Annotated in this window: 25 protein-coding genes and 1 tRNA gene; 7 read left to right on the top strand and 19 right to left on the bottom strand. The window is 72.8% G+C overall.

Going from position 1 to position 25,331, the window contains the following annotated elements; genetic code table 11:
• Nucleotides 1-9 precede the first annotated feature (9 nt).
• The 4 genes from AB0C87_RS01145 to AB0C87_RS01160 all read right to left on the bottom strand — a co-directional run bounded on the left by AB0C87_RS01145 (nucleotide 10) and on the right by AB0C87_RS01160 (nucleotide 3,762).
• Nucleotides 10-579 carry a carbonic anhydrase gene (locus AB0C87_RS01145; RefSeq protein WP_345184416.1) on the bottom strand — a complete coding sequence of 190 codons (570 nt, stop codon included), beginning with the start codon at nucleotides 577-579 and terminating at the stop codon, nucleotides 10-12.
• A gap of 106 nt (nucleotides 580-685) precedes the next feature.
• Nucleotides 686-1,087, bottom strand: coding sequence for a hypothetical protein (locus AB0C87_RS01150; RefSeq protein WP_345184418.1), 402 nt, complete (start codon nucleotides 1,085-1,087; stop codon nucleotides 686-688).
• 125 nt (nucleotides 1,088-1,212) lie between these two features.
• Nucleotides 1,213-2,844 carry an L-glutamate gamma-semialdehyde dehydrogenase gene (pruA, locus tag AB0C87_RS01155; RefSeq protein WP_360575935.1) on the bottom strand — a complete coding sequence of 544 codons (1,632 nt, stop codon included), beginning with the start codon at nucleotides 2,842-2,844 and terminating at the stop codon, nucleotides 1,213-1,215.
• A gap of 9 nt (nucleotides 2,845-2,853) precedes the next feature.
• Nucleotides 2,854-3,762 (bottom strand): proline dehydrogenase family protein, encoded by a 909-nt coding sequence (locus AB0C87_RS01160; protein ID WP_345184422.1) that lies wholly within the window; start codon nucleotides 3,760-3,762, stop codon nucleotides 2,854-2,856.
• Nucleotides 3,763-3,879: 117 nt separating this feature from the next.
• Between AB0C87_RS01160 and AB0C87_RS01165 the strand changes: the two genes are divergently transcribed.
• Complete coding sequence (locus AB0C87_RS01165; RefSeq protein ID WP_345184424.1) at nucleotides 3,880-4,968, top strand: helix-turn-helix domain-containing protein; 1,089 nt, start codon at nucleotides 3,880-3,882, stop codon at nucleotides 4,966-4,968.
• A gap of 10 nt (nucleotides 4,969-4,978) precedes the next feature.
• Here AB0C87_RS01165 and AB0C87_RS01170 read toward each other — a convergent pair whose 3' ends face one another.
• The 5 genes from AB0C87_RS01170 to AB0C87_RS01190 form a co-directional block, all read right to left on the bottom strand.
• Complete coding sequence (locus tag AB0C87_RS01170) at nucleotides 4,979-6,568, bottom strand: acyl-CoA synthetase (protein ID WP_345184426.1); 1,590 nt, start codon at nucleotides 6,566-6,568, stop codon at nucleotides 4,979-4,981.
• A 330-nt stretch (nucleotides 6,569-6,898) separates the two neighbouring features.
• A tRNA-Met gene (locus AB0C87_RS01175) sits at nucleotides 6,899-6,972 on the bottom strand.
• 49 nt (nucleotides 6,973-7,021) lie between these two features.
• A complete protein-coding gene (locus tag AB0C87_RS01180) occupies nucleotides 7,022-8,071 on the bottom strand; it encodes a PDZ domain-containing protein (RefSeq protein ID WP_345184429.1) in 1,050 nt (349 codons plus the stop codon).
• A 27-nt stretch (nucleotides 8,072-8,098) separates the two neighbouring features.
• Complete coding sequence (locus AB0C87_RS01185) at nucleotides 8,099-8,542, bottom strand: molybdenum cofactor biosynthesis protein MoaE (protein ID WP_345184431.1); 444 nt, start codon at nucleotides 8,540-8,542, stop codon at nucleotides 8,099-8,101.
• Nucleotides 8,543-8,575: 33 nt separating this feature from the next.
• Complete coding sequence (locus AB0C87_RS01190; RefSeq protein WP_345184433.1) at nucleotides 8,576-9,106, bottom strand: PPA1309 family protein; 531 nt, start codon at nucleotides 9,104-9,106, stop codon at nucleotides 8,576-8,578.
• Between the two features lie 118 nt (nucleotides 9,107-9,224).
• On the opposite strand from AB0C87_RS01190, the gene AB0C87_RS01195 reads away from it, so the two are divergent.
• On the top strand, nucleotides 9,225-12,137 hold the full coding sequence (locus tag AB0C87_RS01195; protein WP_360575937.1) for a UPF0182 family protein: 2,913 nt from the start codon (nucleotides 9,225-9,227) through the stop codon (nucleotides 12,135-12,137).
• 38 nt (nucleotides 12,138-12,175) lie between these two features.
• Here the strand turns inward: AB0C87_RS01195 and AB0C87_RS01200 are convergent, their stop codons facing one another.
• Nucleotides 12,176-13,258: an NAD-dependent epimerase/dehydratase family protein gene (locus AB0C87_RS01200; protein ID WP_353831764.1), complete on the bottom strand. Its 1,083-nt coding sequence runs from the start codon at nucleotides 13,256-13,258 to the stop codon at nucleotides 12,176-12,178.
• 89 nt (nucleotides 13,259-13,347) lie between these two features.
• Between AB0C87_RS01200 and AB0C87_RS01205 the strand changes: the two genes are divergently transcribed.
• Genes AB0C87_RS01205 through AB0C87_RS01215 form a run of 3 tightly spaced genes read left to right on the top strand, consistent with a single transcriptional unit; the run spans nucleotide 13,348 to nucleotide 15,522 of the window.
• Nucleotides 13,348-14,775 carry a zinc-dependent metalloprotease gene (locus AB0C87_RS01205; protein WP_353831763.1) on the top strand — a complete coding sequence of 476 codons (1,428 nt, stop codon included), beginning with the start codon at nucleotides 13,348-13,350 and terminating at the stop codon, nucleotides 14,773-14,775.
• Entirely contained in the window at nucleotides 14,772-14,948 is a 177-nt protein-coding gene (locus AB0C87_RS01210; protein WP_345184443.1) for a hypothetical protein, read from the top strand. The genes AB0C87_RS01205 and AB0C87_RS01210 overlap by 4 nt, the downstream gene beginning before the upstream one ends.
• Nucleotides 14,949-14,970: 22 nt before the next feature.
• Nucleotides 14,971-15,522: an NUDIX hydrolase gene (locus AB0C87_RS01215; RefSeq protein WP_345184445.1), complete on the top strand. Its 552-nt coding sequence runs from the start codon at nucleotides 14,971-14,973 to the stop codon at nucleotides 15,520-15,522.
• Nucleotides 15,523-15,530: 8 nt separating this feature from the next.
• Here AB0C87_RS01215 and AB0C87_RS01220 read toward each other — a convergent pair whose 3' ends face one another.
• The 3 genes from AB0C87_RS01220 to AB0C87_RS01230 form a co-directional block, all read right to left on the bottom strand.
• A complete protein-coding gene (locus tag AB0C87_RS01220; RefSeq protein WP_345184446.1) occupies nucleotides 15,531-16,202 on the bottom strand; it encodes a hypothetical protein in 672 nt (223 codons plus the stop codon).
• Nucleotides 16,199-16,741, bottom strand: a complete 543-nt coding sequence (locus AB0C87_RS01225) for a M48 family metallopeptidase (RefSeq protein WP_345184542.1) — start codon at nucleotides 16,739-16,741, stop codon at nucleotides 16,199-16,201. The genes AB0C87_RS01220 and AB0C87_RS01225 overlap by 4 nt, the downstream gene beginning before the upstream one ends.
• Nucleotides 16,742-16,927: 186 nt before the next feature.
• On the bottom strand, nucleotides 16,928-17,728 hold the full coding sequence (locus AB0C87_RS01230) for an enoyl-CoA hydratase-related protein (RefSeq protein WP_345184448.1): 801 nt from the start codon (nucleotides 17,726-17,728) through the stop codon (nucleotides 16,928-16,930).
• A gap of 173 nt (nucleotides 17,729-17,901) precedes the next feature.
• Here AB0C87_RS01230 and AB0C87_RS01235 point away from each other — a divergent pair, with 173 nt between their 5' ends.
• Nucleotides 17,902-19,233: an AarF/ABC1/UbiB kinase family protein gene (locus AB0C87_RS01235; RefSeq protein WP_345184450.1), complete on the top strand. Its 1,332-nt coding sequence runs from the start codon at nucleotides 17,902-17,904 to the stop codon at nucleotides 19,231-19,233.
• 335 nt (nucleotides 19,234-19,568) lie between these two features.
• On the opposite strand, the gene AB0C87_RS01240 is transcribed toward AB0C87_RS01235, so the two are convergent.
• The 5 genes from AB0C87_RS01240 to AB0C87_RS01260 form a co-directional block, all read right to left on the bottom strand.
• Nucleotides 19,569-19,781 carry a hypothetical protein gene (locus tag AB0C87_RS01240; RefSeq protein ID WP_345184455.1) on the bottom strand — a complete coding sequence of 71 codons (213 nt, stop codon included), beginning with the start codon at nucleotides 19,779-19,781 and terminating at the stop codon, nucleotides 19,569-19,571.
• A gap of 97 nt (nucleotides 19,782-19,878) precedes the next feature.
• On the bottom strand, nucleotides 19,879-20,157 hold the full coding sequence (locus AB0C87_RS01245) for a WhiB family transcriptional regulator (protein ID WP_052357680.1): 279 nt from the start codon (nucleotides 20,155-20,157) through the stop codon (nucleotides 19,879-19,881).
• A 117-nt stretch (nucleotides 20,158-20,274) separates the two neighbouring features.
• Nucleotides 20,275-20,655: a hypothetical protein gene (locus tag AB0C87_RS01250; protein WP_345184457.1), complete on the bottom strand. Its 381-nt coding sequence runs from the start codon at nucleotides 20,653-20,655 to the stop codon at nucleotides 20,275-20,277.
• A 219-nt stretch (nucleotides 20,656-20,874) separates the two neighbouring features.
• The gene (gene tesB, locus AB0C87_RS01255) at nucleotides 20,875-21,771 is read right to left on the bottom strand and encodes an acyl-CoA thioesterase II (RefSeq protein WP_345184460.1); all 897 of its coding nucleotides are present in this window, start codon (nucleotides 21,769-21,771) and stop codon (nucleotides 20,875-20,877) included.
• Between the two features lie 88 nt (nucleotides 21,772-21,859).
• On the bottom strand, nucleotides 21,860-23,926 hold the full coding sequence (locus AB0C87_RS01260; RefSeq protein WP_345184463.1) for an ATP-dependent DNA helicase UvrD2: 2,067 nt from the start codon (nucleotides 23,924-23,926) through the stop codon (nucleotides 21,860-21,862).
• A gap of 128 nt (nucleotides 23,927-24,054) precedes the next feature.
• Here AB0C87_RS01260 and AB0C87_RS01265 point away from each other — a divergent pair, with 128 nt between their 5' ends.
• On the top strand, nucleotides 24,055-24,345 hold the full coding sequence (locus AB0C87_RS01265) for a mycoredoxin (RefSeq protein ID WP_345184466.1): 291 nt from the start codon (nucleotides 24,055-24,057) through the stop codon (nucleotides 24,343-24,345).
• A 53-nt stretch (nucleotides 24,346-24,398) separates the two neighbouring features.
• Here the strand turns inward: AB0C87_RS01265 and nudC are convergent, their stop codons facing one another.
• A complete protein-coding gene (gene nudC, locus AB0C87_RS01270; RefSeq protein WP_345184469.1) occupies nucleotides 24,399-25,331 on the bottom strand; it encodes an NAD(+) diphosphatase in 933 nt (310 codons plus the stop codon).

Genomic DNA, 25,331 nt, shown 5'->3' on the forward strand with positions numbered 1-25,331 from the left:
CGGCCGCCGTCAGAGAGGGGCGAAGGCTCCGTTCTCCTGGCAGGCTGAGACGGTCGCGGTGTCGACGTCGTAGTACCAGAGGTGCATGCGCAGGCGTCTGGCGCGCAGGCTCTTGGTCACCGCCGGGTAGCGGCGCAGCTTGTCGGCCTGGGCGAGCAGATGCTGGTGCCCGGGATCCGCGTCGGGGGTGTGCAGGCGGCGCCAGTGGTGGGTCTGGAGCAGCCACAGCCACATCGTCGGCGCCGTCCGCGGGGCCTGCGACCGGGTCCGCGCCTGGACGGCGCCGCACTGGGTGTGGCCGCAGAGGATCAGGTCGGTGACGCGCAGCACGTTGACGGCGTACTCCACCGTCGCGGCCTCGGCGGTGAGCCGGCCGATCCGGTGCGGCGGGATGACGTTGCCGGCGGTGCGGAGTTCGAACAGTTCGCCCGGCCGGGCGCCGGTCAGCTCGGTCGGCACGAGCCGGGCGTCGGAGCAGGCGATGAACATCGCGCGGGGCGCCGGGGCCGGCGCGCCGCCGGTCCGGTGGCCGCCCTGGCGCTGCGGGGCGAGGCGGGCATGGTCGATCAGGGGTTGCATGGGGAGCAGATCCTTCGGTTCCGATGACGAACCAGACGGGGCCGGGTGCGGGCACGCGGAGCTCGCACGCGCTCGACCGCGCGCCTATCCGCGTGGGCGTCCGGTTCTAGCAGCGCAGGATCTGCGATCGGTTGCGGGGCGGCGCCGCCGGACCCCCGGCCGCCGGTGGCCTGCCGGTGCCGGCCACGGGGCGCCGGGCCACGGCGGTCACCGTGGGGGCGGTCCGGCTCGGCGGGAAGTGCGCGGCGCCTCCGAAGTAGGAGCCGTGGCCGGCCTCGCAGTGCTCGAAGGACGGCTGGAGGAGGGCGTCCGCGCCATGGGCGGGCGACGTCGCGCAGGACACGGCGGCGGCCGAGCGGTCGGCGTCGGCGATGTACGCGGCGCTGCCGCGATGTCCGCTGGAGTGGCTCACCCCGTGCAGCAGCAGCACCAAGGGGATCGCCGCCAGCACCCACGCGCGCATCGCCCGCGTACGCGGTCGGCCTGCCCTGGTCGCACGGTTCCCCACGCCGCAGAGATTACTCAAAGTAATGATCGGACACTAGCTGTGACGGGTGAGGGGTTCCTGCCCCCCGTGACGCGGGCGGGCCCGCACCCCCCGGGGTGCGGGCCCGCCAGGACCAGGGGAACCGCCTACCCCATGTGCGGGTACCGGTAGTCGGTCGGCGGGACGAACGTCTCCTTGATCGAGCGGGGGGACGTCCAGCGCAGCAGGTTGAACACCGAGCCGGCCTTGTCGTTGGTGCCGGAGGCCCGGGCGCCGCCGAACGGCTGCTGCCCGACGACGGCGCCGGTGGGCTTGTCGTTGATGTAGAAGTTGCCGGCGGCGTAGCGGAGCACCTCGGCGGTGTGCGCCGCCGCGGCCCGGTCGGTGGCGATGACGGCGCCGGTCAGGGCGTAGTCGGCGACCGACTCCATCTGGGCGAGCATCGCGTCGTAGGCGTCGTCCTCGTACACGTGGACGCCGAGGACCGGCCCGAAGTACTCGGTCCGGAAGATCTCGTTCTCCGGGTCGCCGGACACGAGCACGGTGGGCCGGACGAAGTACCCGACGGAGTCGTCGCAGGTCCCGCCGGCCACGATCTCGACGTCCGGGTCGCCCTGGGCGCGCTCGATGGCGGCCTTGTTCTTGGCGAAGGCCCGCTCGTCGATGACGGCGCCCATGAAGTTGGACAGGTCGGCGACGTCGCCCATGGTGAGCCCGTCGACCTCGGCGGCCAGCTCCTCCTTGAAGCCGTCCTCCCAGATGGAACGCGGGATGTAGGCGCGGGACGCGGCGGAGCACTTCTGGCCCTGGTACTCGAAGGCGCCGCGGACGAGCGCCGTCTTCAGGACGGCCCGGTCGGCGGACGGGTGCGCGACCACGAAGTCCTTGCCGCCCGTCTCCCCCACGACCCGCGGGTAGCCGCGGTACTTCTCGATGTTGGCGCCGACGGTCTTCCACAGGTGCTGGAACGTCGCGGTGGAGCCGGTGAAGTGGATCCCGGCGAGGTCGCGGTGCTGGAGCGCGACGTCCGACACCGCGAGCCCGTCGCCGGTCACGAGGTTGATCACGCCCGGCGGGAGCCCGGCCTCCTCCAGCAGCCTCATGAGCAGCACGGCGGAGTACGTCTGCGTGGGGGACGGCTTCCACACCACGACGTTGCCCATCAGGGCGGGCGCGGTCGGCAGGTTCGCGGCGATCGCGGTGAAGTTGAACGGGGTGATCGCGTAGACGAACCCCTCCAGCGGCCGGTGGTCGGACCGGTTCCACACGCCGGGGCTGCTGATCGGCTGCTCGGCGAGGATCCGCCGGGCGAAGTGCACGTTGAAGCGCCAGAAGTCGACGAGCTCGCAGGGGCTGTCGATCTCCGCCTGCTGGACGGTCTTGGACTGCCCGAGCATGGTCGCGGCCAGCAGCGTCTCCCGCCACGGCCCGGCGAGCAGGTCGGCGGCCCGCAGGAAGATCGCGGCGCGGTCGTCGAAGGCCATCGACCGCCACGCGGGCGCGGCCGCGAGCGCCGCGTCTATCGCGTCCCGCGCGTCCTGCTCGGTGGCGGTGCCGAAGGTGCCGAGCACCGACGCGTGCCGGTGCGGCTGGACGACGGCGACCTTGGCGCCCGCGCCGAGGCGCCGCTCGCCCCCGATCGTCATCGGCAGGTCGATCGGGGTCTCGGCGGTCAGCTCGGCGAGCTTCGCCTCCAGCCGGGCCCGCTCGGCGCTGCCGGGGGCATAGCCGCGTACCGGCTCGTTCACCGGCGTCGGAACGTTGGTGACGGCGTCCATGGAAACTCCTTAGCGGGAGACGAACGAACGGAGGAAGAAGGCGAGGTTGGCGGGACGCTCGGCGAGCCGCCGCATGAAGTAGCCGTACCAGTCGGCCCCGTAGGGGACGTAGACGCGCATCCGGTGGGCCTCGGCGAGCCGCCGCTGCTCGGCGGCCCGGATGCCGTAGAGCATCTGGAACTCGTAGGAGGAGGGCGACCGCTCGGCGGCCAGGGTGAGCGCGATCTCGATGATGCGCGGGTCGTGGCTGGCGACCATCGGGTACCCGTCGCCCCGCATGAGCCGCCGCAGCGCCCGCACGTACGCCCGGTCCACCTCGTGCCTGCTCTGGAACGCGACCGAGGCGGGCTCGGCGTAGGCGCCCTTGACCAGCCGCACGCGCGACCCCTCGCCCACGAGGTCCCGCAGGTCGCCCTCGGTGCGCCGCAGCATCGCCTGGACGGCGACCCCGGCCCACGGGAAGTCGACCCGCAGCTTCCCGAGGATCTCCAGCGTGGAGTCCACGGTCGTGTGGTCCTCCATGTCGAGGGTGACGGTCATGCCGACCCGCTCCGCCGCGGAGCAGATCTCCCGCGCGTGGTCGAGCGCGAGGTCGCCGGGCAGCGCCTGCCCGAGCGCGGACAGCTTCACCGAGGCGTCGGAGCCCCCGGCGAGCCCGTGCTCGTCGAACGCCTCGAACAGGCGCAGGTAGGCGTCCCGGGTGGCCCGCGCCTGGGCGGGCTCGCGGGTGTCCTCCCCCAGGTGGTCGAGGGTGACCTCCAGCCCGCCGTCCCGCAGTTCCCGCACGGCCTCGAGCGCGGCGTCGAGATCGTCCCCGGCGACGAACCGGTCGACGACTCCCCTGGTCAGCGGCACGGAGGTGATGACATCGCGCATCCGTCCGCTGCGCGCGGCGGCGAGAAGAAGCGGGCTGAGCATGGAACCCTCCAACGTCAAGGAACACCTCGCACGTTAGGAGCACCGCCGCGCAGCCCCTATAGTCAAACGCCACTTTCAGGGTGGCCAGTCCTCATACAGATGTACGAAGGAAGCGCGATGGCACTCGACCTCCAGGAAATCGTGGAACAGGCCGCCGACCTCCTGGGCGCGCCCGCGACCCTGGAGGACCGCGACTTCCATCTGGTCGCCTACGCCGCGCACGGCGACACGATCGACCCCGTCCGGATGGACTCGATCCTGCACCGCCGCGCCACCGGGGCGGTCCGCGCCCGCTTCGAGCGCCACGGCATCGCCCGCGCCACGGGCCCGGTCCGCATCCCGGCCGACGCCGCGCTGGGCCAGCTCGCCCGCCTGTGCCTGCCCGTCCGCTGGAACAACGTCACCTACGGCTACCTCTGGCTGCTGGACGACCGGCAGCGCATCACCGACCCCCAGGCGGCCAGGGCCATGCCCCTGTGCGAGCGCGCCGGCCTCCTCATGGCCCGCCAGGCCCGCGAGCGCGACGACCTCGGCTGGAAGGTCGCCGACCTGCTGTCCACGCATCCCGACGTCCGGACCCAGGCGGCCGACGACCTCACCGACGCCGGGGCGGTCGACACGCCCCTCACGGTGGCGGTGCTGCGCACCCCGAGCCCCGAGCCCCTGAACCCGTGGCTGCTCCCCCACTCCGTCCTGGCGACGGTGTGGCAGCGCGACCACGTTCTGCTCCTCCCCGCGGGCAACGCCCCGGCGGCCCTCGCCCGCGCACGCCGCCTTCTGGAAGAGCGCAACGCCCCGGTCCAGACGGGTGTGCACTCGCCCTGCCCCACCTTGGACGACGTCCACGAGGGCTGGCTCAGGGCCCGCGTGGCCGCCCGCACCGCGGCCCCCGGCGAAACCCGCGACTGGACGTCCCTGGGCGTGCTGCGCCTGCTCCGCACCGCAGGCGACGAGGCGCTGGCCCAGACGACCCAGACGCCGGGAACCGAACGCCTCCTGCAGCACAAGGATCTCGCCGCGACGGCCCGCACCTACCTGGACCTTGCGGGCAACGTCCAGGAAACGGCGAAGACCCTGAACATCCACCGCCAGACCCTCTACCACCGCCTGCGCCGCATAGAGGAACTGACGTCCCTGACCCTCGCCGACGGCCAAGACCGCCTGACCCTCCACCTGGCCCTGACACTGGCCCCCCACCTGGCGTGAGGGTGAGGGCTCAGTCCTGCGCGAGCCCCGCGTGCCGTTCCCGCAGATCCCGCTTGAGGATCTTGCCGCTGGGGTTCTTGGGCAGGGCGTCCGCGAGCACGACGTACTTGGGGCGCTTGTAGGAGGCGAGACGCTCACGAGCATGGGCATGGACGTCGTCCACGGTCAGAGCGGCGCCCGGCTTCGGCACCACCACCGCCGTGACGGCCTCGATCCAGTGCGGGTGGCTGATCCCGAAGACGGCGACCTCGGCCACCCCGTCCAGCTCGTAGACGGCCTCCTCGACCTCCCGGCTGGCGACGTTCTCGCCCCCGGTCTTGATCATGTCCTTCTTGCGGTCGACGACGGTCAGGTAGCCGTCCTCGGTCATGATCCCGAGGTCGCCGGAGTGGAACCATCCGCCCCGGAACGCCTCGGCGGTCTTCTCCTCGTCGCGGTAGTACCCGAGCGCGGCGTGGGGGCTGCGGTGGACGATCTCGCCGACCTCCCCGGCCCTCACCGGCTCGCCCGCGTCGTCGACGAGGACGGTCTCCACGTTGACGGCCGCACGCCCCGCGCTCCCGGCCCGTTCGAGCTGCTCGTGCGGCTTGAGGATGGTGGCGAGCGGCGCCATCTCCGTCTGCCCGTAGAAGTTCCACAGCCGCACGTCCGGCAGCCGCCGCATCAGCTCCCGGAGCACCTCGACGGGCATGGGCGACGCCCCGTAGTAGCCCTTCCGCAGGCTGGACAGGTCGCGCCGCTCGAAGTCGGGGTGGCGCAGCAGCGAGATCCAGACGGTCGGCGGGCAGAAGAGCTTGGTGACCTTCTCCCGCTCGATCGTCTCCAGCAGCGCCGCGGGGTCGGGCCCCGGCAGGATGACGCTGGTGGCGCCGAGGTAGACGTCGACGGAGAAGAAGCAGTCGAGCTGCGCGCAGTGGTACATCGGCAGCGTGTGCGCCTCGACGTCGTCGGCGCTCATCTCGCCGTCGATCACGCAGCTCACGTACTGGCTGACGAGTGACCGACTGGTCAGCACCACGCCCTTGGGCCGCGACTCGGTCCCCGAGGTGTACATGATCCGCAGCGGGTCGTCGTCCTCGACCATGACGTCCGGCGCCGTCGCGGGCCCGTCGCGCCACCAGGCGTCGACGTCCTCCCACCCTTCGCCCGGCGCGGCGCCCGACAGGGGGATCCACCCGCGCACCCCGTCCTGGACGCCGGCCGCGGCGAGCGCCTTCTCCGCGGTCGCGGCGAGCGCGTCCTCCGCGACGATCCCGGACGCCCCCGAGTGCCCGAGGATATAGGCGATCTCCTCGGCGTTCAGCATGAAGTTCACCGGGACGAGCACCACGCCGAGCTTGGCCGTGGCGAACACCGTCACCGCGTACTGCCAGCAGTTGTGGCTGAGCAGCGCCAGCCGGTCCCCCTTGCGGAGCCCCCGCGCCGCCAGAGCGTGCGCGGCCCGGTTCACCGCGGCGTCGAACTCCGCGTAGGTGACCCGCAACTCCCCGCTGACGACGGCCAGCTTCCGAGGATCCCGCCGCGCCGTCCGATGCAGCAGATCCCCCACCGAATGCCGCCGAGCCCGAGCAACGACCGACACAACCGCCACCTTCCCCACAAAGCCGCAGGTGAGAGCAAGTGGGACAGATCATAACCACCCACCCCAATCCCCACACCACCCCCGAAAAGGGGGACGAGGAGCAGAACCTGGAGGGGAAATGGAAGCCGAACCCGAGAGGAGTCGAAGGCCGAGGCCCGAGGAAAATCGAAGACCGAAGCCGGGGGGAAATCGATGGGCGAAGCCCGAGGGGGGTCTAGGGGCGAAGCCCCAGGGGCGGGCGGGTGGGGGATGGCGGAGGCACCAGGGGGCTCCGGGGGATCGTCCCCCGGGCGAAATGCGAAAGGTCCCCCGGAAGCCGCAAGCGGCGACCAGGGGACCCCAGACCAGTAGCGGGGGCAGGATTTGAACCTGCGACCTCTGGGTTATGAGCCCAGCGAGCTACCGAACTGCTCCACCCCGCGGTGATGTCTTAAGTCTATGGCATGGGAGGGGGTGGTTCGTACGGGGCGCTCATCGGGTGCAGGCGGGGACGGCGCCTTTGCCGCTCGTGAGGGCGTTGAGGGCCTGGACGGCGTCGTGGAGGGTGTCGGCGCGGACGAGGCGGAGGCCGTCGGGGCGGGAGCCGGCGGCGTCGGCGCAGTTGTCCTTGGGGGTGAGGAAGACGGTGGCGCCGGCCCGGCGGGCGGCGATCATCTTCTGCTGGATGCCGCCGATGGGGCCGACCTTGCCGTCGGGGGTGATGGTGCCGGTGCCGGCGACGAACCTGCCCTGGGTGAGGGCGCCGGGGGTGAGCTTGTCGACGATGGCGAGGGAGAACATGAGGCCGGCGGAGGGGCCGCCGATGTCGCCGATGCTGATGTCGATCTTGAAGGGGAACTTGTACTGGTCGGAGAGGACGATGCCGACGACGGCGCGCTTCCCGCTGGGGTCGGCGACGGTTTTGAGGGTGGCTTTGGCCTGCTTGCCGTCGCGGATGTAGGTGAGGGTGACGGGGGCGCCGATGGGGCGTTTGGCCATGGTGCCGGTGACCTGGGAGACGCTGGTGACGGCGGCGCCGTCGAGGGTGGTGATCTCGTCGCCGGGCTTGAGGACGCCGTCGGCGGGGCGCCCCTTCTGGACGCCGTCGACGACGACGCGGGTGGTGAGGGGGACGCCGAGTTCGTGGAGGGCGGCGGCCTCGGCGTTCTGCTGGGAGTCCTGCATCGCCCGGGTGTTCTCCTGGTCGACCTGCTTGGGCGACTCGTTCTTCGGGAAGATCGTCTCTTCGGGGACGATGGCGGTGTCGCCGGCGAACCAGCCGCGCAGGGCGGTGAACAGGTCGATGCGCCCGCCGGGGCCGCCGCGGTAGGTGACCGTGGTGAAGTTGAGGTGGCCCTGGTCGGGGTAGGTCTGGCGGCCTTCGATCCGGATGAGGGGCTGGCCTTTGTCGTTCGTGCCGAGGGTGTTGCTCGTGGGGCCGGGCATCAGGGCGACGTAGGGGACGCGCATGACGGAGCCGACGAGGGCGAGCACGAGGACGAGCACGCTCGCGAGGCTGAGCGTGGCGGCACGACGAGACATGCCGGAAACTCTATGCGGTTCGGGCCCTCAGCAGGCCCCGACCCACTCGTCGCCTCCGTCGGCGAAGGTCTGGTGCTTCCAGATGGGGACGGTGGCCTTGAGGTCGTCGATGAGGCGGCGGCAGGCGGCGAAGGCTTCTTCGCGGTGGGGGCAGGACGCGGCGACGACGACGGCGATGTCGCCGACCCGCAGGTCGCCGACGCGGTGGACGGCGGCGAGGCCGAGGACGGGGAAGTCGGCGGCGACCTTCTCCATGACGGCGCGGAGTTCGCGCTCGGCGGTGGGGTGGGCGCTGTAGGAGAGGGCGGTGACGGCGCGCGCGTGGTCGGTGTCGCGGACGGTGCCGGCGAAGACGGCGGTGCCGCCGGCGCCGGAGGCGCCGACGGCGGCGTACACCTCGTCGACGGACAGGGGCGTGTCGCGCACGCCGATCAGCCGGATGACGTCTCCGCCGGCAACGCTTTGGCTCACGTCCCGCAGGCTACCTCTCCGGGGCGGCGCCGTTCACTCGGGTGCGCCGGGCTCGTCGGGTTCGAGGGTGGCGGCGAGGGCTTCGGCGAGGGCGGGGACGAGGTCGGGTCCGGTGAGGACCTCGTCGTCGGCGTCGTGGCGGCGCAGCCGGAGGGCGGAGTGGCGGGCGCCGTCGCGCAGCACGCCGACGATCATGCGTACGTCCTCGCGCTTGGGGTGGGACGCGGCGAACTCGGCGGCCTGGGCCTCGTCCTCGGGGATCTGCTCCTCGACCTCGGGCGGCAGGACGATCCGTTCGAGGACGAGGGCGCAGCCTTCGACGGTGTCGGGCCAGGCGATGGTGGCGAGGGCGTCCTCGACGCCGGCCTGGTCGGGCAGGGCGGGCTGTTCGAGGGCGGCGAGGGTGTCGGCGCCTTCCCGCAGGCCGAGCTGCTCGGCGAGTTCGGGCTCGGCGCGGCGCAGTTCGGAGCTGCGGACGAGGGCGTAGATGCGGGGCGCGCTGTCCCAGCCCTCTTGGGCCGAGTGACGTTCTAGGTCCAGCACGACTTCTTCCAGAAGACTCACGGGCCCATCTTTCCCCCATTCAGCCCGGGGAAGTGCGGGAACCCCCGTCCCAGTCGGTAAGTTGCATCTACAGCACCGGCGGGCGGCCGGTGGGAGAGATCTCGATCGGAGGGGCCACTTGACCTTCCGGACTCCCGGTTTCGGGCGCCGGCTCGGTACCGGACGGACGCGGCCGCTGCTGCCGGTCCTGGTGGCGCTGGCCGCGCTGCTGGTGGCGTTCCTCACGTTCACGGCCGTGTACACGGACCTGCTGTGGTACCGCTCGATCGGCTTCTCGTCGGTCTACACGACGCAGCTGCGGGCGAAGGTGGTCCTGTTCTTCGGGGCGGGGCTGCTGATGGCGCTGGTGGTGGGCGCGAACGTGGCGGTGGCGTACCGGCTGCGCCCGGCGTACCGGCCGCTGTCGGTGGAGCAGCAGGGCCTGGAGCGCTACCGGGCGGTGATCGACCCGCGGCGGCGGCTGATCGCGTGGGGGCTGCTCGGGGTGCTGGGGATGCTGACGGGGTCGTCGGTGGCGGGCCAGTGGCCGGTGTGGCTGGCGTTCCTGAACCGGACGCCGTTCGGCGTGAAGGATCCGCAGTTCCACAAGGACGTCTCGTTCTACGTCTTCACGTACCCGTTCCTGCGCCTCGTCATCGGGGTGGTCTTCGCGACGGTGATCTTGTCGATCCTGGCCGCGGTGATGGTGCACTACCTGTACGGGGGGCTGCGGCTGCAGGGGCCGGGCGACAAGGCGAGCCCGCCCGCGCGGGCGCACCTGTCGGTGCTGTTCGGGTTGTTCATCCTGCTGAAGGCGGTCGCGTACTGGTTCGACCGGTACGGGCTGGTGCATTCGGAGCGCGGGGTGGCGACGGGCGCGTCCTACACGGACGTGAACGCGCTGCTGCCGGCGAAGACGATCCTGGCCGTGATAGCCCTGCTGTGCGCGGCCATGTTCTTCGGCAACCTGCTGCGGCGCGGCATGATGCTGCCGGGCGTCGGGTTCACGCTGCTGGTGCTGTCGGCGATCCTGCTGGGCGGGGTGTACCCGCTGCTGATCCAGCAGTTCCAGGTGAAGCCTGACGAGCTGGCCAGAGAGCGCCAGTACATCCAGCGCAACATCGAGTTCACGCGCAAGGCCTACGGGGTGGACGGGGCGCGGGTCGTCCCGTACGGGTCGCAGCCGGTGACCGACAAGAAGGCCCTCCAGGACGAGGCCGCCAAGCTCGGGCAGAGCGGGGTGCGCGTCCTCGACCCGAACGTGGTGGGCGAGACGTTCCAGCAGTTGCAGCGGATCCGGCCGTTCTACCGGTTCCCCGACACGCTGGACGTGGACCGCTACCAGGTCGACGGCAAGCTCGTCGACACGGTGGTGGCGCTCCGCGAGCTCTCCGGGGCGCCGGTGGGGCAGCGCAGCTGGGTGAAGGACCACATGGTCTACACGCACGGCTACGGGTTCGTCTCCGCGTACGGCGACCGTTTCGACTCGACCGAGCCGGCCTTCATCACCCCGGACATGCCGGCGTCCCCGAACCAGCCGATCAAGGTGGCGCAGCCGGAGATCTACTTCGGGGAGCGCTCGCCGCGGTACTCGGTGGTCGGCGGGCGCGGCCAGCAGGAGCTGAACTACCCGGACAACAGCCCGTCGGGGCAGCAGAGCAGCACCTACGACGGCCAGGGCGGCGTGCCGGTCGACTCGTTCGCGCACCGGCTGCTGTACTCGGCGAAGTTCCAGGACAAGAACCTGCTGCTGTCGGGCGCGATCAACAAGAACGCGAAGATCCTCTACGACCGGTCGCCGCGGCAGATGGTGCAGAAGGCGGCGCCGTGGCTGACGCTGGACGGCGACCCGTACCCGACGGTGGTGAACGGCCGGATCCTGTGGGTGGTGGACGGCTACACGACGTCCGACAGCTACCCGTACTCGGAGGAGATGAGCCTCGGGGAGGCCACCCGCGACACGATCACCGACACGCGGTCGGCGGTGGCGCGGCAGGCCAACGACCACGTCAACTACCTGCGCAACTCGGTGAAGGCGACGGTGGACGCCTACGACGGCACCGTCCACCTGTACCAGTGGGACGAGAACGACCCCATCACCAAGACGTGGATGAAGGTGTTCGACGGCACGGTGCAGCCGCGGTCGTCGATCCCGCCGGAGCTGGAGTCGCACTTCCGCTACCCGCAGGACCAGTTCAAGGTCCAGCGGAAGATCCTCACGAAGTACCACGTGACGGACCCGTCGGCGTTCTACAACGGGGAGGGCTTCTGGGAGGTGCCCGAGGACCCGTCCGCCAAGGGCAGGCAGCAGCCCCCGTACTACCAGAGCCTGCGGATGCCGGGCCAGGACGCCCAGTCCTTCTCGCTGACCACGGTGTTCAACCCGCGCGGCAACCCCCAGCTCGCCGCGTTCATGTCGGTGGGGTCGAACCCGGGGCGCGACTACGGGCAGATCCAGATCCTGCAGATGCCGCGCAACGCGCAGCCGGCGGGGCCGGGCCAGGTGCAGAACTCCTTCGAGACCGATCCGAAGGTGAAGGCCGACCTGTTCGCGTTGCGGCAGGGCGGGACGAAGACCGTCGCGGGCAACCTGCTGACGATCCCGTTCGGCGGCGGCCTGCTGTACGTGGAGCCGATGTACACGAAGGCGGCGGGCGGCTCCGAGCAGCAGCCCTACCCGATCCGCGGCAAGATCCTGGTGCGGTACGGGGAGAGCATCGCCGCGGCCGACACGCTCGACGAGGCGTTGAAGCAGGTGCTCGGCGGCACCGGGGCGCCGGCCCAGCCGGGGCCGCAGGCCCCGCCGGGCGAGGAGCTGAGCGCGTCGGCGCAGAAGGCGATCGACGATCTGAAGGCCGCCGTGGCCGACTACGAGAACGCCCAGAAGAAGGGCGACTACCCGGGCATGGGCGAGGCCTGGAAGCGGATCAAGGACGCGCAGGCCGCGCTGTCGGCCGCGGGCAAGGAGGAGCCGAAGACCTCCCCGAGCCCGTCGCCGAGCCCGTCGGCGTCGCCGTCCGCCTCGCCGAGCGCCACGCCGCCGGCGAGCTGACAGCGCCCGCCCGCCCTCCGGGGCGGGCGGGCGGGAGCTCAGCGGCGGCGCCTGCGGGCGCGGCGGATGGCTGCGGCCGCGCCGATCGCGGCGACGGTGGCGCCCGCGGCGGTGGCCATGGTGGCCTCCTTGCCGCCGACGCGGCGGCCGACGACGGCGTGCCGTCCGGCGGTCTCCTCCATCACGGCGCGCAGGGCCGCGGCGTTGTCGTGGAGGGGTTTCCAGCCGGCGGCGCGCAGCCGCGCGCAGTCCACGACCCACGGGTAGGCCACGTAGTGCAGGTCGGTGGCGGGCGCCGGGGTCATGCCGAGCCGGTGCAGGCGCTGCGCCATCCCGAAGGTGAGGGCGGCGGGCAGCTCGAAGTGGCGCTTGCCGGTGATCTCGGCGACCTCCTCGGGGCCGAGCCAGCCTTCGGAGCCGACCGCGAGGGGGCCGGGCACGTTCTCGGTGACGACGACGTCCAGCGCGGACGCGAGGTCGTCGATGTGGCAGAACTGCCAGCCGGGCGTGCTGCCCTTGACCGACAGCAGCCGCGGCGCCTCGAAGTGGCGGGTGACGACGGTGTCCACGCCCGGCCCGGCGAGCGCGGCCGGCCGGACGACGGTGACCTCGACCCCCGGGTGGGTGAGGTGCGCCGTGGCGGCCAGTTCCTCGATCTCCAGGTAGTCGCCGGCGATGGAGGTGCTGGCCTCGGCGAGCAGCGGGGCGTCCTCGCTCAGCGGCACCTCGTTGTCCGGCCCCGCCCCGTAGACCATCGCGGACGTGACGAGGACCACGCGCCGGACGCGGGCCGCCGCCGCGGCGGTGACCACGGTCTGGGCGCCGCGGACGTTGTGGGTCCGGCGCTCGCGCGGGTCCGCGTCCGGGGACCGTTCGAGGTCCAGATTGACGATCACGTCGACGTCGGAGAGCCGGCCGGGCAGCAGCGGATCCCTGATGTCGACGACACGCCAGGTGACGCCGGACACGTCGCCGCGGTGCCCGTCGATGGCGACGACCTTGCGGATCTCTTCCCGTTCGGCGAGCCGGGCGGCCAGCAGCCGCCCCGCGCCGGTGGCCGCGCCGGTGACGGCGACGACCGGGCCCTTGCTACGCCGAGGGCGAACCTTGCCCGTTGCCACGGGGGTGCCCCCTTCCTTGAGTACGCGACCTTGCCGGGACCGGCTAACGTTGCGGATATGAGCCCATCATGCATCCCAGGGGCAAACCGATGAGTGACACTCCGTTCGGCTTCAACCGTCCCGGGGACGGCGACGACGACGACCGGCCCCAGGATCCGTTCAAGGGCATGGGCGGCGACATGGCCCAGTTCGCCGACATGCTGCACCGGTTCGCGGACATGATCGGCGCGCAGGGTGCGGGCGGCGAGGGCGGCGGCCCCCTCAACTGGGACCTGGCCAAGAACATCGCCCGGCACACCGTGGTGGAGCAGGGCGACCCGTCGGTGGTGGACACCGAGCGGCGCCAGGTCGAGGAGGCGCTGCGCCTGGCGGAGCTGTGGCTCGATGAGCGGACGACGCTGCCCGCCGGGATCCGCACGCCGCAGGCGTGGAGCCGGTCGGAGTGGATCGAGCAGACGCTTCCGGTGTGGGCGAAGGTGTGCGACCCGATCGCGGCCCGCATGGTCGAGTCGATGGGCGGGGCGCTCGGCGGCGGCGACATCCCCGCCGAGATGCAGGCGATGGCGGGCCCGCTGATCGGGATGGTCAAGCAGATGGCCGGGGCGATGGTCGGCGGCCAGGCCGGGCAGGCGCTCGGCGGGCTGGCCCGCGAGGTGACCGGCTCCGCCGACGTGGGGCTGCCGCTGGCGCCCGACGGCGTCGGCGCGCTGCTGCCCGCGGGCGTCGAGGCGTTCGGGGAGGGCCTGGAGGTCTCCTCCGACGAGGTCCGGCTCTACCTGGCGCTGCGCGAGGCCGCGCACCAGCGGCTGTTCACGCACGTGCCGTGGCTGCGCGCGCACATGCTGGGCGCGGTCGAGGAGTACGCGCGCGGCATCACCGTCGACCTGTCGGGCATCGAGCAGGCCGTGCAGGGGCTCGACATGAGCAACCCGGAGGCCATCCAGGAGGCGCTCGGCGGGGAGATCCAGCTCCAGCCCGAGGAGACGCCGCGGCAGAAGGCGGCGCTGGCCCGGCTGGAGACGACGCTGGCGCTCGTCGAGGGCTGGGTCGACACGGTCGTGAACGAGGCCGCGCAGGGCCGGCTGCCCGGCTCGGTGAAGCTGGCGGAGGCGGTGCGGCGGCGCCGCGCGACGGGCGGCCCGGCGGAGCGGACGTTCGCGACGCTGGTCGGCCTGGAGCTGCGGCCGCGCCGGCTGCGGGAGGCCGCGGCGCTGTGGCGGTCGCTGACCGAGGCCCGTGGCGCCGAGGGCCGGGACGCGGTCTGGGAGCACCCCGACCTGCTGCCAACGTCCGACGACCTCGACGACCCGGAGGGCTTCGTCCACGGCCGCGACGAGATCGAGGGCCTGTCCGACATCGACCTGTCCAAGCTCACCCGGGGGCTGGACGAGGACGAGAAGCCCGACGAGAAGCCCGACGAGAAGGAGTCCGGCGACGCGAAGGGGCCGGACGGCGGGGAGCCCGGGGGGGAGCCCGGCGGCGAACGGGGGCCCGGCGACGAGGGGCCGCGCGCATGAGCCGGTCGCGCCCGTCGCGGGTGAACGGCTGCCGCTACGAGCCGGGCTCGTCCACGAACGCGATCCGGAGGCGGGTCGCGCGGGCGAGCCTGTGCTGGCAGCGCCCGCTCGACCAGGAACGCCGCCGCCGCCATCCGGCCAACTCCCGCTACCCCCGCGTCGGCCGCGCATGAGGCGCTCACCGGGCCCGCGGTCGTGACGGCCGGGGTCCTCTACGGGGACGCGGTGCGCGTCCTCTCGTCCTGGCGGGCGCCCGATTCCGGCCAGGACGGGCTGCGGCAGGAGTTCCTGCGGCATCTGGAGCGGCACCCGGCCGACGGCCTGTGGCGCGAGTGCGCTGACGCGCACATCACGGCCAGCACCGCCGTGCTCGACGCGTCCGGTACCCGGGTGCTGCTGACGCTGCATTCGAAGGTGAAGGCGTGGCTCCAGCTCGGCGGGCACTGCGAGCCGGGCGATGTCGCGCTCGCGGGTGCGGCGCTCCGCGAGGCGACGGAGGAGTCAGGCATCCCGGGCCTCCGGCTGTTCCCGGGGCCCGTCCAGCTCGACCGGCACGAGGTCCCCTGCCACCCGCGGGGGACCTGGCATCTGGACGTGCAGTACGTCGCGGTCGCCCCGGAGGGCGCCCGGCACGCGATCTCGGACGAGTCGGACGATCTCCGCTGGTTCCCGGTGGACGATCTGCCGGAGTCGGCCGACGCGGCGGTCCGGCGGCTGGTGGCCCGGGCGATCGCCGCGCGAGCGTGACGCCCCGGTCAGCGGCCGAGCGGGTGGCCTTCGAGGAGGGCGCGGGTGTTCTCCCAGCCTTCCAGGCCGGGGTCGAGGAAGCGCAGGTCGTCGGGGGTGCGGAGGCGGTGCCAGCCGGGGCCCTGGGGCACGAGGCCGGGGCGCGGCGCGGCGGCCCGGAGCCGGGCGAGGGCGTCGGGGGTGTCGAGGTCGACCTCGCGCAGGGCGCCGGCCAGCCAATCCGGCAGCGGGAGGCGGGCGGCGAGGGCGACCAGGCCGTTGCCGAGGGCGGCGGCGCCTTCGGCCTGGCAGGCGGCGGCCGGGGCGGAGCCGAGGGCGCGGAAGAGCTTGCCGAGCAGCAGCGGCGGCAGGTCCGGGGCGTCGGGGGCGATCAGCGCGGCGGTCTCGGCGCCGAGGGCGTGCAGGGCGGCGAACGCGCCGGCGAGCGTGCCCTCCCGGACGATCGGCGTGCCCGGCCAGGTGACGGCCTCGGCGTCCGGCTGGTCCGGCGGGTCCAGGACGAGCGCGGGCGTCACGAGTTCGAGTCCGGCGACGACCTCGTAGGTGTCCTCGAGGAGCGCGAGCCGGTAGTCCTCCGGGTCGAGGCCGGGGGGCACGGCGGAGCGGAGCGGCCACGCGAGCACGGCGGCGCAGCGCGCCGGCCCTTCGGGCGTGTGACCCGTGGCGACCTGGTCGGTCACCCGGCGGCCTCGTGCGGGTACGCCTCGCCGGGGTGCAGGCCGTCGCCGTGGTGGATGTCGGCGACGTCGCCGGGGGCGTCCGCTTCGAGCGGCAGGTGGGCGGCGGCGGCGACGCCCTCCAGGTAGCCGCGGGCGCGGTCGGCCTTCGGGTAGTTGCCGACCAGCTCCCAGAAGTCGGCGCCGTGCCCGGGGATGAGCAGGTGCGCCAGCTCGTGGACCAGGACGTAGTCGACGACCCAGCCGGGCATGCCGCGCAGCCGCGTGGACAGCCGGATGGTGCCGTCGTCGGGGGTGCACGATCCCCAGCGGGCGCGCTGGTTGGCGACCCATCGGACGCTGACCGGGTCGGCGCGGCCGGCCAGGTAGCGGCGGGACAGCTCGCGGGCGCGGGACTGGAGGTCGGCGTCGGTGGGCCGCCGCCGGCGTTCCCGCTCCGCGAGGCGTTCCAGGATGGTCGCGATCCACTGTTCCTCTTCGGCCTTGCTCAGCCTTGACGGAACCATCACCACCACCTTGTCGCCCTCACGGTAGGCGGACACGGTGCGCCTGCGCCTCGGGCTGCGGCGGACCTCAACGTTAGGGGGCACGGTCAGAACCGTACTCGAATTTTTGCCGAATCCACAGGGGGTGTTTGACGTTACCGCAGGTCAACCCCTACGTTTTAGACAGTTCTCCAGCGGTTCCACCAATCTCGGCGGACCGTTGCGGCGGTGCGCCCGCGCACTTTACTCGCCTGAGAATTGCGGGCTGCGCTTCTCCCGCTGCGCCGCGAGGCCCTCGCGCATGTCCCGGGAGGCCATCGTCACCGGCTGGGCGAGGGACTCCCAGCGCAGCGCCGACTCCATGTCGGGGTGGCCGCCGTTCGCCAGGGCGACCTTGGTGAGCCGGGTCGCGATCGGCGCCTGCGCGGCGATCCGCTCGGCGACGGCGAGGGACTCCGCCAGCACGTCCTCGCGCGGGAAGGCCTGGTTGACCAGGCCGTGCCCGGCGGCCTCGGCGCCGGTGAGGACCCGTCCGGCCAGCAGCATCTCGCGGGCCAGCGGCAGCCCGGCGACCTCGGGGAACAGCCAGGTCGCGGCCATGCCGGGGTGCAGGCCGAGGGCGGTGAACGGGGCGAGCAGCTTGGCGTCCAGCGCCGCGTACCGCAGGTCGCAGGCCAGCGCGAGGCAGAGGCCGGCTCCGACGGCGTGCCCGTTGACGGCGGCGATCGTCGGCACCTCCAGGCCGCGGATCGCGAGCCACGTCCGGTAGAACTCCAGCATCCGGTCGCGCAGCGGCGGGACGGCGACGTCGCCGGTTCCGGCCAGCCAGGACAGCTCGCCGCCGGAGCTGAACGCGGTGCCGGCGCCGGTCACGACGACGCAGCGCAGCGCGGCGTCGGCGCGCAGGTCCTCGACGGCCCGCTTCCAGGCGGCGGTGAGCTCGTCCGCCATCGCGTTGCGGCGGCCGGGGTCGTTCAGGGTGAGGACGGCGATCCCGTCGGGACGGCGGTCGATCAATAGCACATCGGCAGGCTCCGCGGACATGTCCGGCACCGTACCGTGCCCGCCGCGGCGCGCGGCGCGCGGCCCCGCACCCGCGTGAGAAAGCGCACACTTACCGTGTTTGAGCAGGTCAGATCGGTGGACCGGTTCCGGCTGCGGGGAGAGTTCGGGATGGTTGTGGCGTGAACGACAGTGGATCATCGACAATGGTCGTCGTGAGCGATCTTCCCCGCCGCGCGGTGACGCGGTCAGCAAAGCTGGCGTCCCTCCCCATCGGCTTCGCGGGACGCACCGCCCTCGGCGTGGGGAAGCGGACCTTCGGCCGGCCGGCGGAGACGGTCGCGATGGAGATCCAGACCCGGACCGCCGAGCAGCTGTTCAAGGTGCTCGGCGAGCTCAAGGGCGGCGCGATGAAGCTCGGCCAGATGCTGTCGATCTTCGAGGCGGCGCTGCCCCCGGAGATCGCCGGCCCGTACCGGGCCACGCTGACCAAGCTGCAGGAGGCCGCTCCCCCGCTGCCGGCGTCGACCGTCCACAAGGTGCTGGAGGAGTTCCTCGGGGAGGACTGGCGGGACTACTTCGAGTCGTTCGACGACCGGCCGGCCGCCGCCGCGTCGATCGGCCAGGTGCACCGCGCCGTCTGGCACGACGGCCGGGCCGTCGCGGTGAAGGTGCAGTACCCCGGCGCGGGCAAGGCGCTGATCAGCGACTTCAACCAGCTCGCCCGGCTGGGGCGGCTGTTCGGGGTGCTGATGCCGGGCCTGGACGTCAAGTCGATGCTGGCCGAGCTCAAGGAGCGGGTGGTCGAGGAGCTCGACTACACGATCGAGGCCGAGTCGCAGACCCGGTTCCGCGAGGCCTACCTGGACGACCCCGACTTCGCCATTCCCGAGGTCGTCGCGCAGTCCGGCAACATCCTGATCACCGAGTGGATGGACGGCACCGCGCTCTCGAAGATCATCAGCGACGGGGACCAGGAGACCCGCGACCACGCGGCCCTGCTGTACTGCCGCTTCCTGCTGTCGGGGCCGAAGCGGTCGGGGATGCTGCACGGCGACCCGCACCCCGGCAACTTCCGGCTGCTGGAGGACGGGCGGCTCGGCGTCCTGGACTTCGGCGCCGTCGACCGCATCCCCGGCGGGTTCCAGCGGCGCCTCGGGCTGCTGCTGCGGATCGGCACGATGGCCGACATCGACGAGGTCGAGGAGGCCCTGCGCCGGGAGGACTTCATCCGCGAGGGCGTGGAGATCGACGCCGAGTCGCTGCAGGCGTTCCTCGCGCCGATCACCGAGCCGTTCGTCACCGAGACGTTCAAGTTCAACCGCGAGTGGCTGCGCGACATGGCCGCCCAGGTCACCGACCTGCGGCCGTCCAACGTCGTCCGGCAGCTGAACCTGCCGCCCGAGTACGTGATCATCCACCGGGTGCTGTCGGCGGGCACCGGCGTGCTCTGCCAGCTGGAGTGCGAGATCCCGGCCCGCGCCGAGTCGCTGAAGTGGGTGCCCGGCTTCGCCGACGACGCGGACGGCGAGCTGGTCGGCGGCTGACGGCCCCGTCCGGGAGGCGCCGGAAAAGCTCGGGGGCCCCGCGCACTGATGAGGTGCGCGGGGCCCCGCTCTTCGCGCGGCCGGCGAGTGGGTCACCGGACGCGCTCCACGCGCCCGCCGGGAGGCGTGCCGTCCGCCAAACCATCCAAGAAAGGACGGACGGCGGCCTGCGACCGGCGGGTCTGAAGCCTTTCGGTCCTGCGTCGTCTGTCGAGCCTGCGCCGTCTGTCGAGCCTGCGTCGTCCGTCGAGCCTGTGCCGTCTCCCGGCCCCGGCTCGTCCGCCGGGCACGGTGGGCGGTCGGGCCCGGATCGGGATCCGGGCCCGGTCCGTCGGTCAGTCCCGGTGCCGCGGCCGCTGCGGGTGCGCGTACGCCTCGCCGGCCGCGGTGGGCGCCAGCAGGACGCGCCGCACCCGCGACGCCCTCGTCCGCGCCTCCCGGCGGGCGCGCCTGAGCGCGACCACGCGGGCGGCGAGCTCGTCGGGCACGGGTGGTCGCTCCCGGGACAGGTCCTGGCTGAGCAACGTCATCTCGCTGAGCGGTGTCATCTCGTTCTCCCCGGCCGCCCGTGGGCGCGGTCCCCGCGCGGGGACCGCGTCCACGGGTTCGATTCGGCCGATCACCGGCGTGCTGGGCATCGTCGCCTCACACGGCCACTTCGTCGGGCCGCGGGTGCTTGCGCGGGCGGCCGCGCGGCCGCTTGCGCGGCACGATCACACCGCGGACGAACAGTTCGCCGCCCCAGACGCCCCAGGGCTCCTTGCGCTCCAGCGCCCCGGCGAGGCACTCCTTGCGGAGCGGGCACTCCAGGCACAGGGCCTTGGCGAGCTCGACGTCGGCGGGAGCCTCGGCGAAGAACAGCTCCGGATCGGTCCGGCACGGAAGCGTGAGGTCCTCCTCGCTTACTGCGAGAGCCCCCTGCATCACAGTCACCCTTGTTCCTCTCGTTGGATCTCAACGGGCGTGTCGGTGGGTCTGGACAAAGAAGAAGGCCGCGGATCCGGTGTCGGATCCGCGGCCTGGGGGCTTGCCGGCCTTGTTCTAGACCGGTCGTCGCCTCCAGGGGTACGGACCCGACACGCCACCCGTGAAGGTGACGCCCGTGTGGGCCGTGGCCGGAGCCGGAACGCTCATGTCCTCGAGAAGGTGTTCGAAGACACTGCGCCCCTGGTCGTCCTGGATTCGCTGCTCGAAGCGCAGATCGCACAGATTCGTGCCGCGCAGCCCGCGCTCGTCGCGCCGCCACATGCCGCGCTCACGCTGCCGCAGGGCGGACGCCTCGAAGACGGACGCCTCGACATACGCGGCGGACTCGCCGGGCTTCGAGACACGGGTCATCGGGGCGGGCACGGAGGTGCCGAGCATCGAGGTGCCGGGGCAGGCCGCGGTCCAGGACGCGAATTTGATCAACGTGTTGCTCACCGGACTGCACACCACCTCTCGGGCTCCTCGGGCCGTGTCCGGCGGATCCAAGATCCACACCGGTCGGCCGGTTGATTGCTCGCGTCGAGCGTACGGGGACTCCGCCGAATCAAGCAAGATATTTTTGACCTGCGGTTTCGTGGGCGACCTCACCCGGATTCCGCAGAACCCCGGGCGTCCCGCGAGCGTCGAAACTCCCGGGCGCCCCTTACGGAACGATCATTTCACGGACGGGCCGCCGGGCGCCTCGCGTCCGGTGTCGGAGACCCGGACCAGGCCCTCCTGCATGACCGACACGACCAGCTCCCCCGAGCGGGTGAACACCTGGCCGCGGGCGAGCCCGCGGGCGCCGCCGGCGAACGGCGTGTCCTGGTAGTACAGCAGCCAGTCGTCGGCGCGGAACGGCCGGTGGAACCACATCGCGTGGTCGAGGCTGGCGCCCATCGTCCGCTTGTCGCCCCAGGCCAGCCCGTGGTTGAGCAGGACGGTGTCGAGCAGCGTCATGTCCGACGCGTAGGTCATGAGGCACACGTGCAGGAGCGGGTCGTCCGGGAGCTCGCCGTCGACCTTCAGCCACACCTTCGACTCGGGCGTGGCGAGGGCCGGGTCCTTGGCCGCCTCCCACGTCAGCGGCGTCGCGTGCCGGATGTCGAACGGGCGGCGGGTGACGAACTCGCGCGCGCCGACCTCGCCGAACAGCGGCGTGAGGCGGGTCAGGCCGTCCGGCAGCGACTCCGGGGCGGGGGCCTCGGGCATCGGCGCCTGGTGGGACGGGCCGTCCTCGACGATCTGGAACGACGCCGACAGCGTGAAGATCGCCTTGCCGTGCTGGACGGCGGTGACGCGGCGGGTGGTGAAGGACCGCCCGTCCCTGACCCGGTCGACGGTGTAGACGAGCGGGACCAGCGGGTCGCCGGGGCGGATGAAGTAGGCGTGCAGCGAGTGGACGGGCCGGTTCGCGGGGACGGTGCGCCCGGCGGCGACGAGCGCCTGCCCCGCCACCTGCCCCCCGAACACGCGCTGCCGCCGCTCCTCGGGGCTGCGGCCGCGGAAGATGTCGTTCTCGATCTGCTCCAGGTCGAGCAGGTCCAGCAGTGCCTTCAGCGATTCCTTCACGGCGGCCAGTCTTCCCTATCGGTACGAGTGAGCCAGGTCTCACCCCGCGTCACCGGCGCCTCCGCGCCGCCCCGCCACGCCCGCGGCGCTAGTGCCCGCACAGGCCGAGGACGGCGTCGCCGTAGCGGTCGAGCTTCACCCTGCCGACGCCGGGGATGCGCGCCAGCTCCTCCATGGACTCGGGGGCGTGCTCGGCGATCGCCTGGAGCGTCGCGTCCGTGAACACCACGTAGGCGGGCACCTTCTGCTCGGCCGACACCCCGGCGCGCCACTCCCTGAGCGCGAGGAGGAGCTCCTCGTTCAGCTCGGAGGGGCAGTCCTCGCAGCGGCCGAGCTTGCGCTCGACGGCCGCGGTCAGCGGGCGCCCGCAGACGCGGCACGGCTGCGGGCCCTTGGCGGGGCGCCGCTTCGACCGGTCGACGCGCGCGGGCGTGTGCGTGGTGGTCTTGCCGGTCAGACCGTCGAGGAAGCGGGACGGGCGGCGCGCCTGCGTCCCGCCGGGCGAGCGCGCCAGCGCCCACGACAGGTTCAGGTGCACGCGGGCCCGCGTGACGCCGACGTACAGGAGGCGGCGCTCCTCCTCGATCTGCTCGGGCGTCTTGGCGTAGACGATGGGCAGCGTGCCCTCGGCCAGCCCGACGAGGAACACGGCGTCCCACTCCAGGCCCTTGGCGGCGTGCAGCGAGGCGAGGGTGACGCCCTCCAGCGGCGGCGCGTGCTGCGCGGCGGCGCGCTCCTCCAGCTCGGCGACGAACTCGGGGAGCCCGGCCCTGGGGTCGTCGGCGGCCATGTCCTCGGCGAGCTGCGCCAGCGCCGCGAGGGACTCCCAGCGCGCGCGGGCCGCGCCCGCGCCCTCGGGCGGCCGGTCGGAGAACCCCGCCCCGCTCAGCACGTGGCGGACGGTCTGGATCAGCCCCATCCCGTCGGTCTCGGCGTCGGCGCCCGCCCTGGCCGCGCCGCGCAGCCGGACGACGGCCTCGCGCACCTCGGGCCGCTCGAAGAAGCGCTCCGCGCCGCGCAGCACGTACGGGACGCCCACGGCCGCGAGCGCCGACTCGTACGTCTCGGACTGCGCGTTGATCCGGTAGAGGATCGCGATCTCCCGCGCGGGCACGCCCTCCTCGATCAGCTTGCGGGCCCGCCGCGCGGCGTCGTCGGCCTCGGCGACCTCGTCGTCGTACTCGTTGAACACGGGCTCGGGCCCGTTCTCGCGCTGCGCGACCAGCTCCAGCTTGTGCCGCGCGCCCCGCGCCTGCCCGATCACCCCGTTCGCCAGCCGGACGACCTGCGGCGTCGAGCGGTAGTCGCGGACGAGCCTGACGACCTTGGCGTCCGGGTGCTCGCGGGTGAAGTCGAGCAGGTGGGAGGGGGACGCGCCGGTGAAGGAGTAGATCGTCTGGTTGGGGTCGCCGACGACGCACAGGTCGTCGCGGTCGCCGAGCCAGGCGTCGAGCAGCATCTTCTGCAGCGGGTTGACGTCCTGGAACTCGTCGACGACGAAGTACCGGTACTGCTCGCGGACCTGGTTGGCGACCTCGCGGTGCTCGGTGATCACGGCGGCGGTCAGCTCCAGCATGCCCTCGAAGTCGAGCAGGTTGCGCTCGCGCCTGAGCTGCTCGTACATCGCGTAGACGCGGGCCACGTCGACGATCTCGGCGGGCGGGCGGCGGCTCGCCTTCACGACCGCGGCGGGGTAGTCCTCGGGGCGGTTCTGGGTGACCTTCGCCCACTCGATCTCGCTCGCGACGTCGCGCAGCTCCGTGCGGCCGAGCGAGAGCCGGCACGCCCGCGCCGCGTCCGCGACGAGCCCGATCTTCGAATCGACGATCTTCGGCGGCTCGCCGCCGACGACGCGCGGCCAGAAGTAGCCGAGCTGCCGCAGCGCGGCCGCGTGGAACGTGCGGGCCTGCACGCCGGGCGCGCCGAGCTGCCGCAGCCGGCTGCGCAGCTCCCCCGCCGCCCGGGTGGTGAACGTCACGGCGAGCACCCGCTGCGGCGTCACGACGCCGGTGAGCGTGGCGTAGGCGATCCGGTGGGTGATGGCCCTGGTCTTGCCCGTCCCGGCGCCCGCGAGGACGCAGACCGGGCCCTTCACCGCCTCGGCGACCGCCCGCTGCTCGGGGTCGAGTCCCTCCAGCACCGACTCAGCTGACATTCCCCCATACTCGCAGCCCGCCTCACCTGCATCGGCCATCCCGCCGCCTGTGGACGGCGCGGAATGCGAAACGGCTGTCTACTGTTCTTCCGGAGGTACACCCCCGAGCGCAAGGAGACGCGGAAGCGATGGCGACGCCGACGACCGACCGGGCCAAGGGCGCGGCCGGCCAGCTCACCATGTACACGACGTCCTGGTGCGGTTTCTGCCGGCGGCTGAAGAGCCAGCTGGCCCGCGACGGCATCCATATGGTGGAGATCGACATCGAGCGCGACCCCGAGGCCGCGGAGTTCGTGATGAGCGTGAACGGCGGGAACCAGACGGTCCCGACCCTGGTGTTCCCCGACGGCACGGCCGCGACCAACCCCAGCGCCAAGGAGGTCAAGCGCCGCCTCGCGCAGATCGCCGACGCGGGCTGAGACCCACGAGAAAGGCCCGCCGACCGTCCGGTCGGCGGGCCTTTCGCACGCCCCTAGAACGGCGGCATCTTGGGAAGCTCGCCGCCGTACCAGCGCATGATGATCTGGGCGGCGATGGACAGCGGGCCCGGCGCGACGATCTCGCCCGCGTCGATCGCCGCGCGCAGCTCCTCGCGCGTGTACCAGGCGGCGTCCAGGATCTCCTCGGGGTCGGGGCGCAGCGGGAGGTCCCCGTCCGTCTTCGCGGTGAACCCGAGCATGAGGCTCCGCGGGAGCGGCCACGGCTGGCTGCCGAGGTAGCGGACGTCCCGGACGGGCAGCCCGACCTCCTCCTGCACCTCCCGCGCGACGGCCTGTTCGAGGGACTCGCCCGGTTCGACGAACCCGGCGAGGATCGAGCGGCGGTCGGCGGGCCACTGCGGGCCGCGGGCCAGCAGCACGCGGTCGGCCTCGTCCGTCACCAGCATGATGACGGCGGGGTCGACGCGGGGGAAGTGCTGCGAGCCGTCCTCGGGGCAGACGCGCACGTGCCCGGCGGACGCCACGCGCGTCTCCGCGCCGCACCGCGGGCAGAACCGGTGGGTCGCGTGCCAGTGCTCCAGGGCGACGGCGTGGGTGAGCAGGCCGGAGTCCTGGTCGCCGAGAAGGGCGCCGACGCGGCGGAGCCCGGCCGGCTCCGCCCCCTCGATGACGGGCAGCGGGCCGCTCACCCCGAAGTGGGCGACGCCGTCGCCGTCGACGCCGAGGAGCCACCGGTCGCCGTCCGGCGCCTGGTCCGGCGGGACGAGGACGAGCGCGGGGACGGGCTCGAAGGCGACCGGCGACCGGCCGTCCTCGATGACCAGGACGCGCGTCCTGGGGTCGGCCCACGCCTCGTCCAGCCAGGCCTCGTCGCGCCGGTTCAGCGCGACGCGGTCGAGCGTGCCGCGCGCGAGCGCGAGCCACTCCAGCGGGGCGTGCGGACTGTCCGTCGGGGCGTCGGTCAT

This window comes from Actinomadura sp. NPDC048021, assembly GCF_040653135.1.
Lineage (GTDB): Bacteria > Actinomycetota > Actinomycetes > Streptosporangiales > Streptosporangiaceae > Spirillospora > Spirillospora verrucosospora.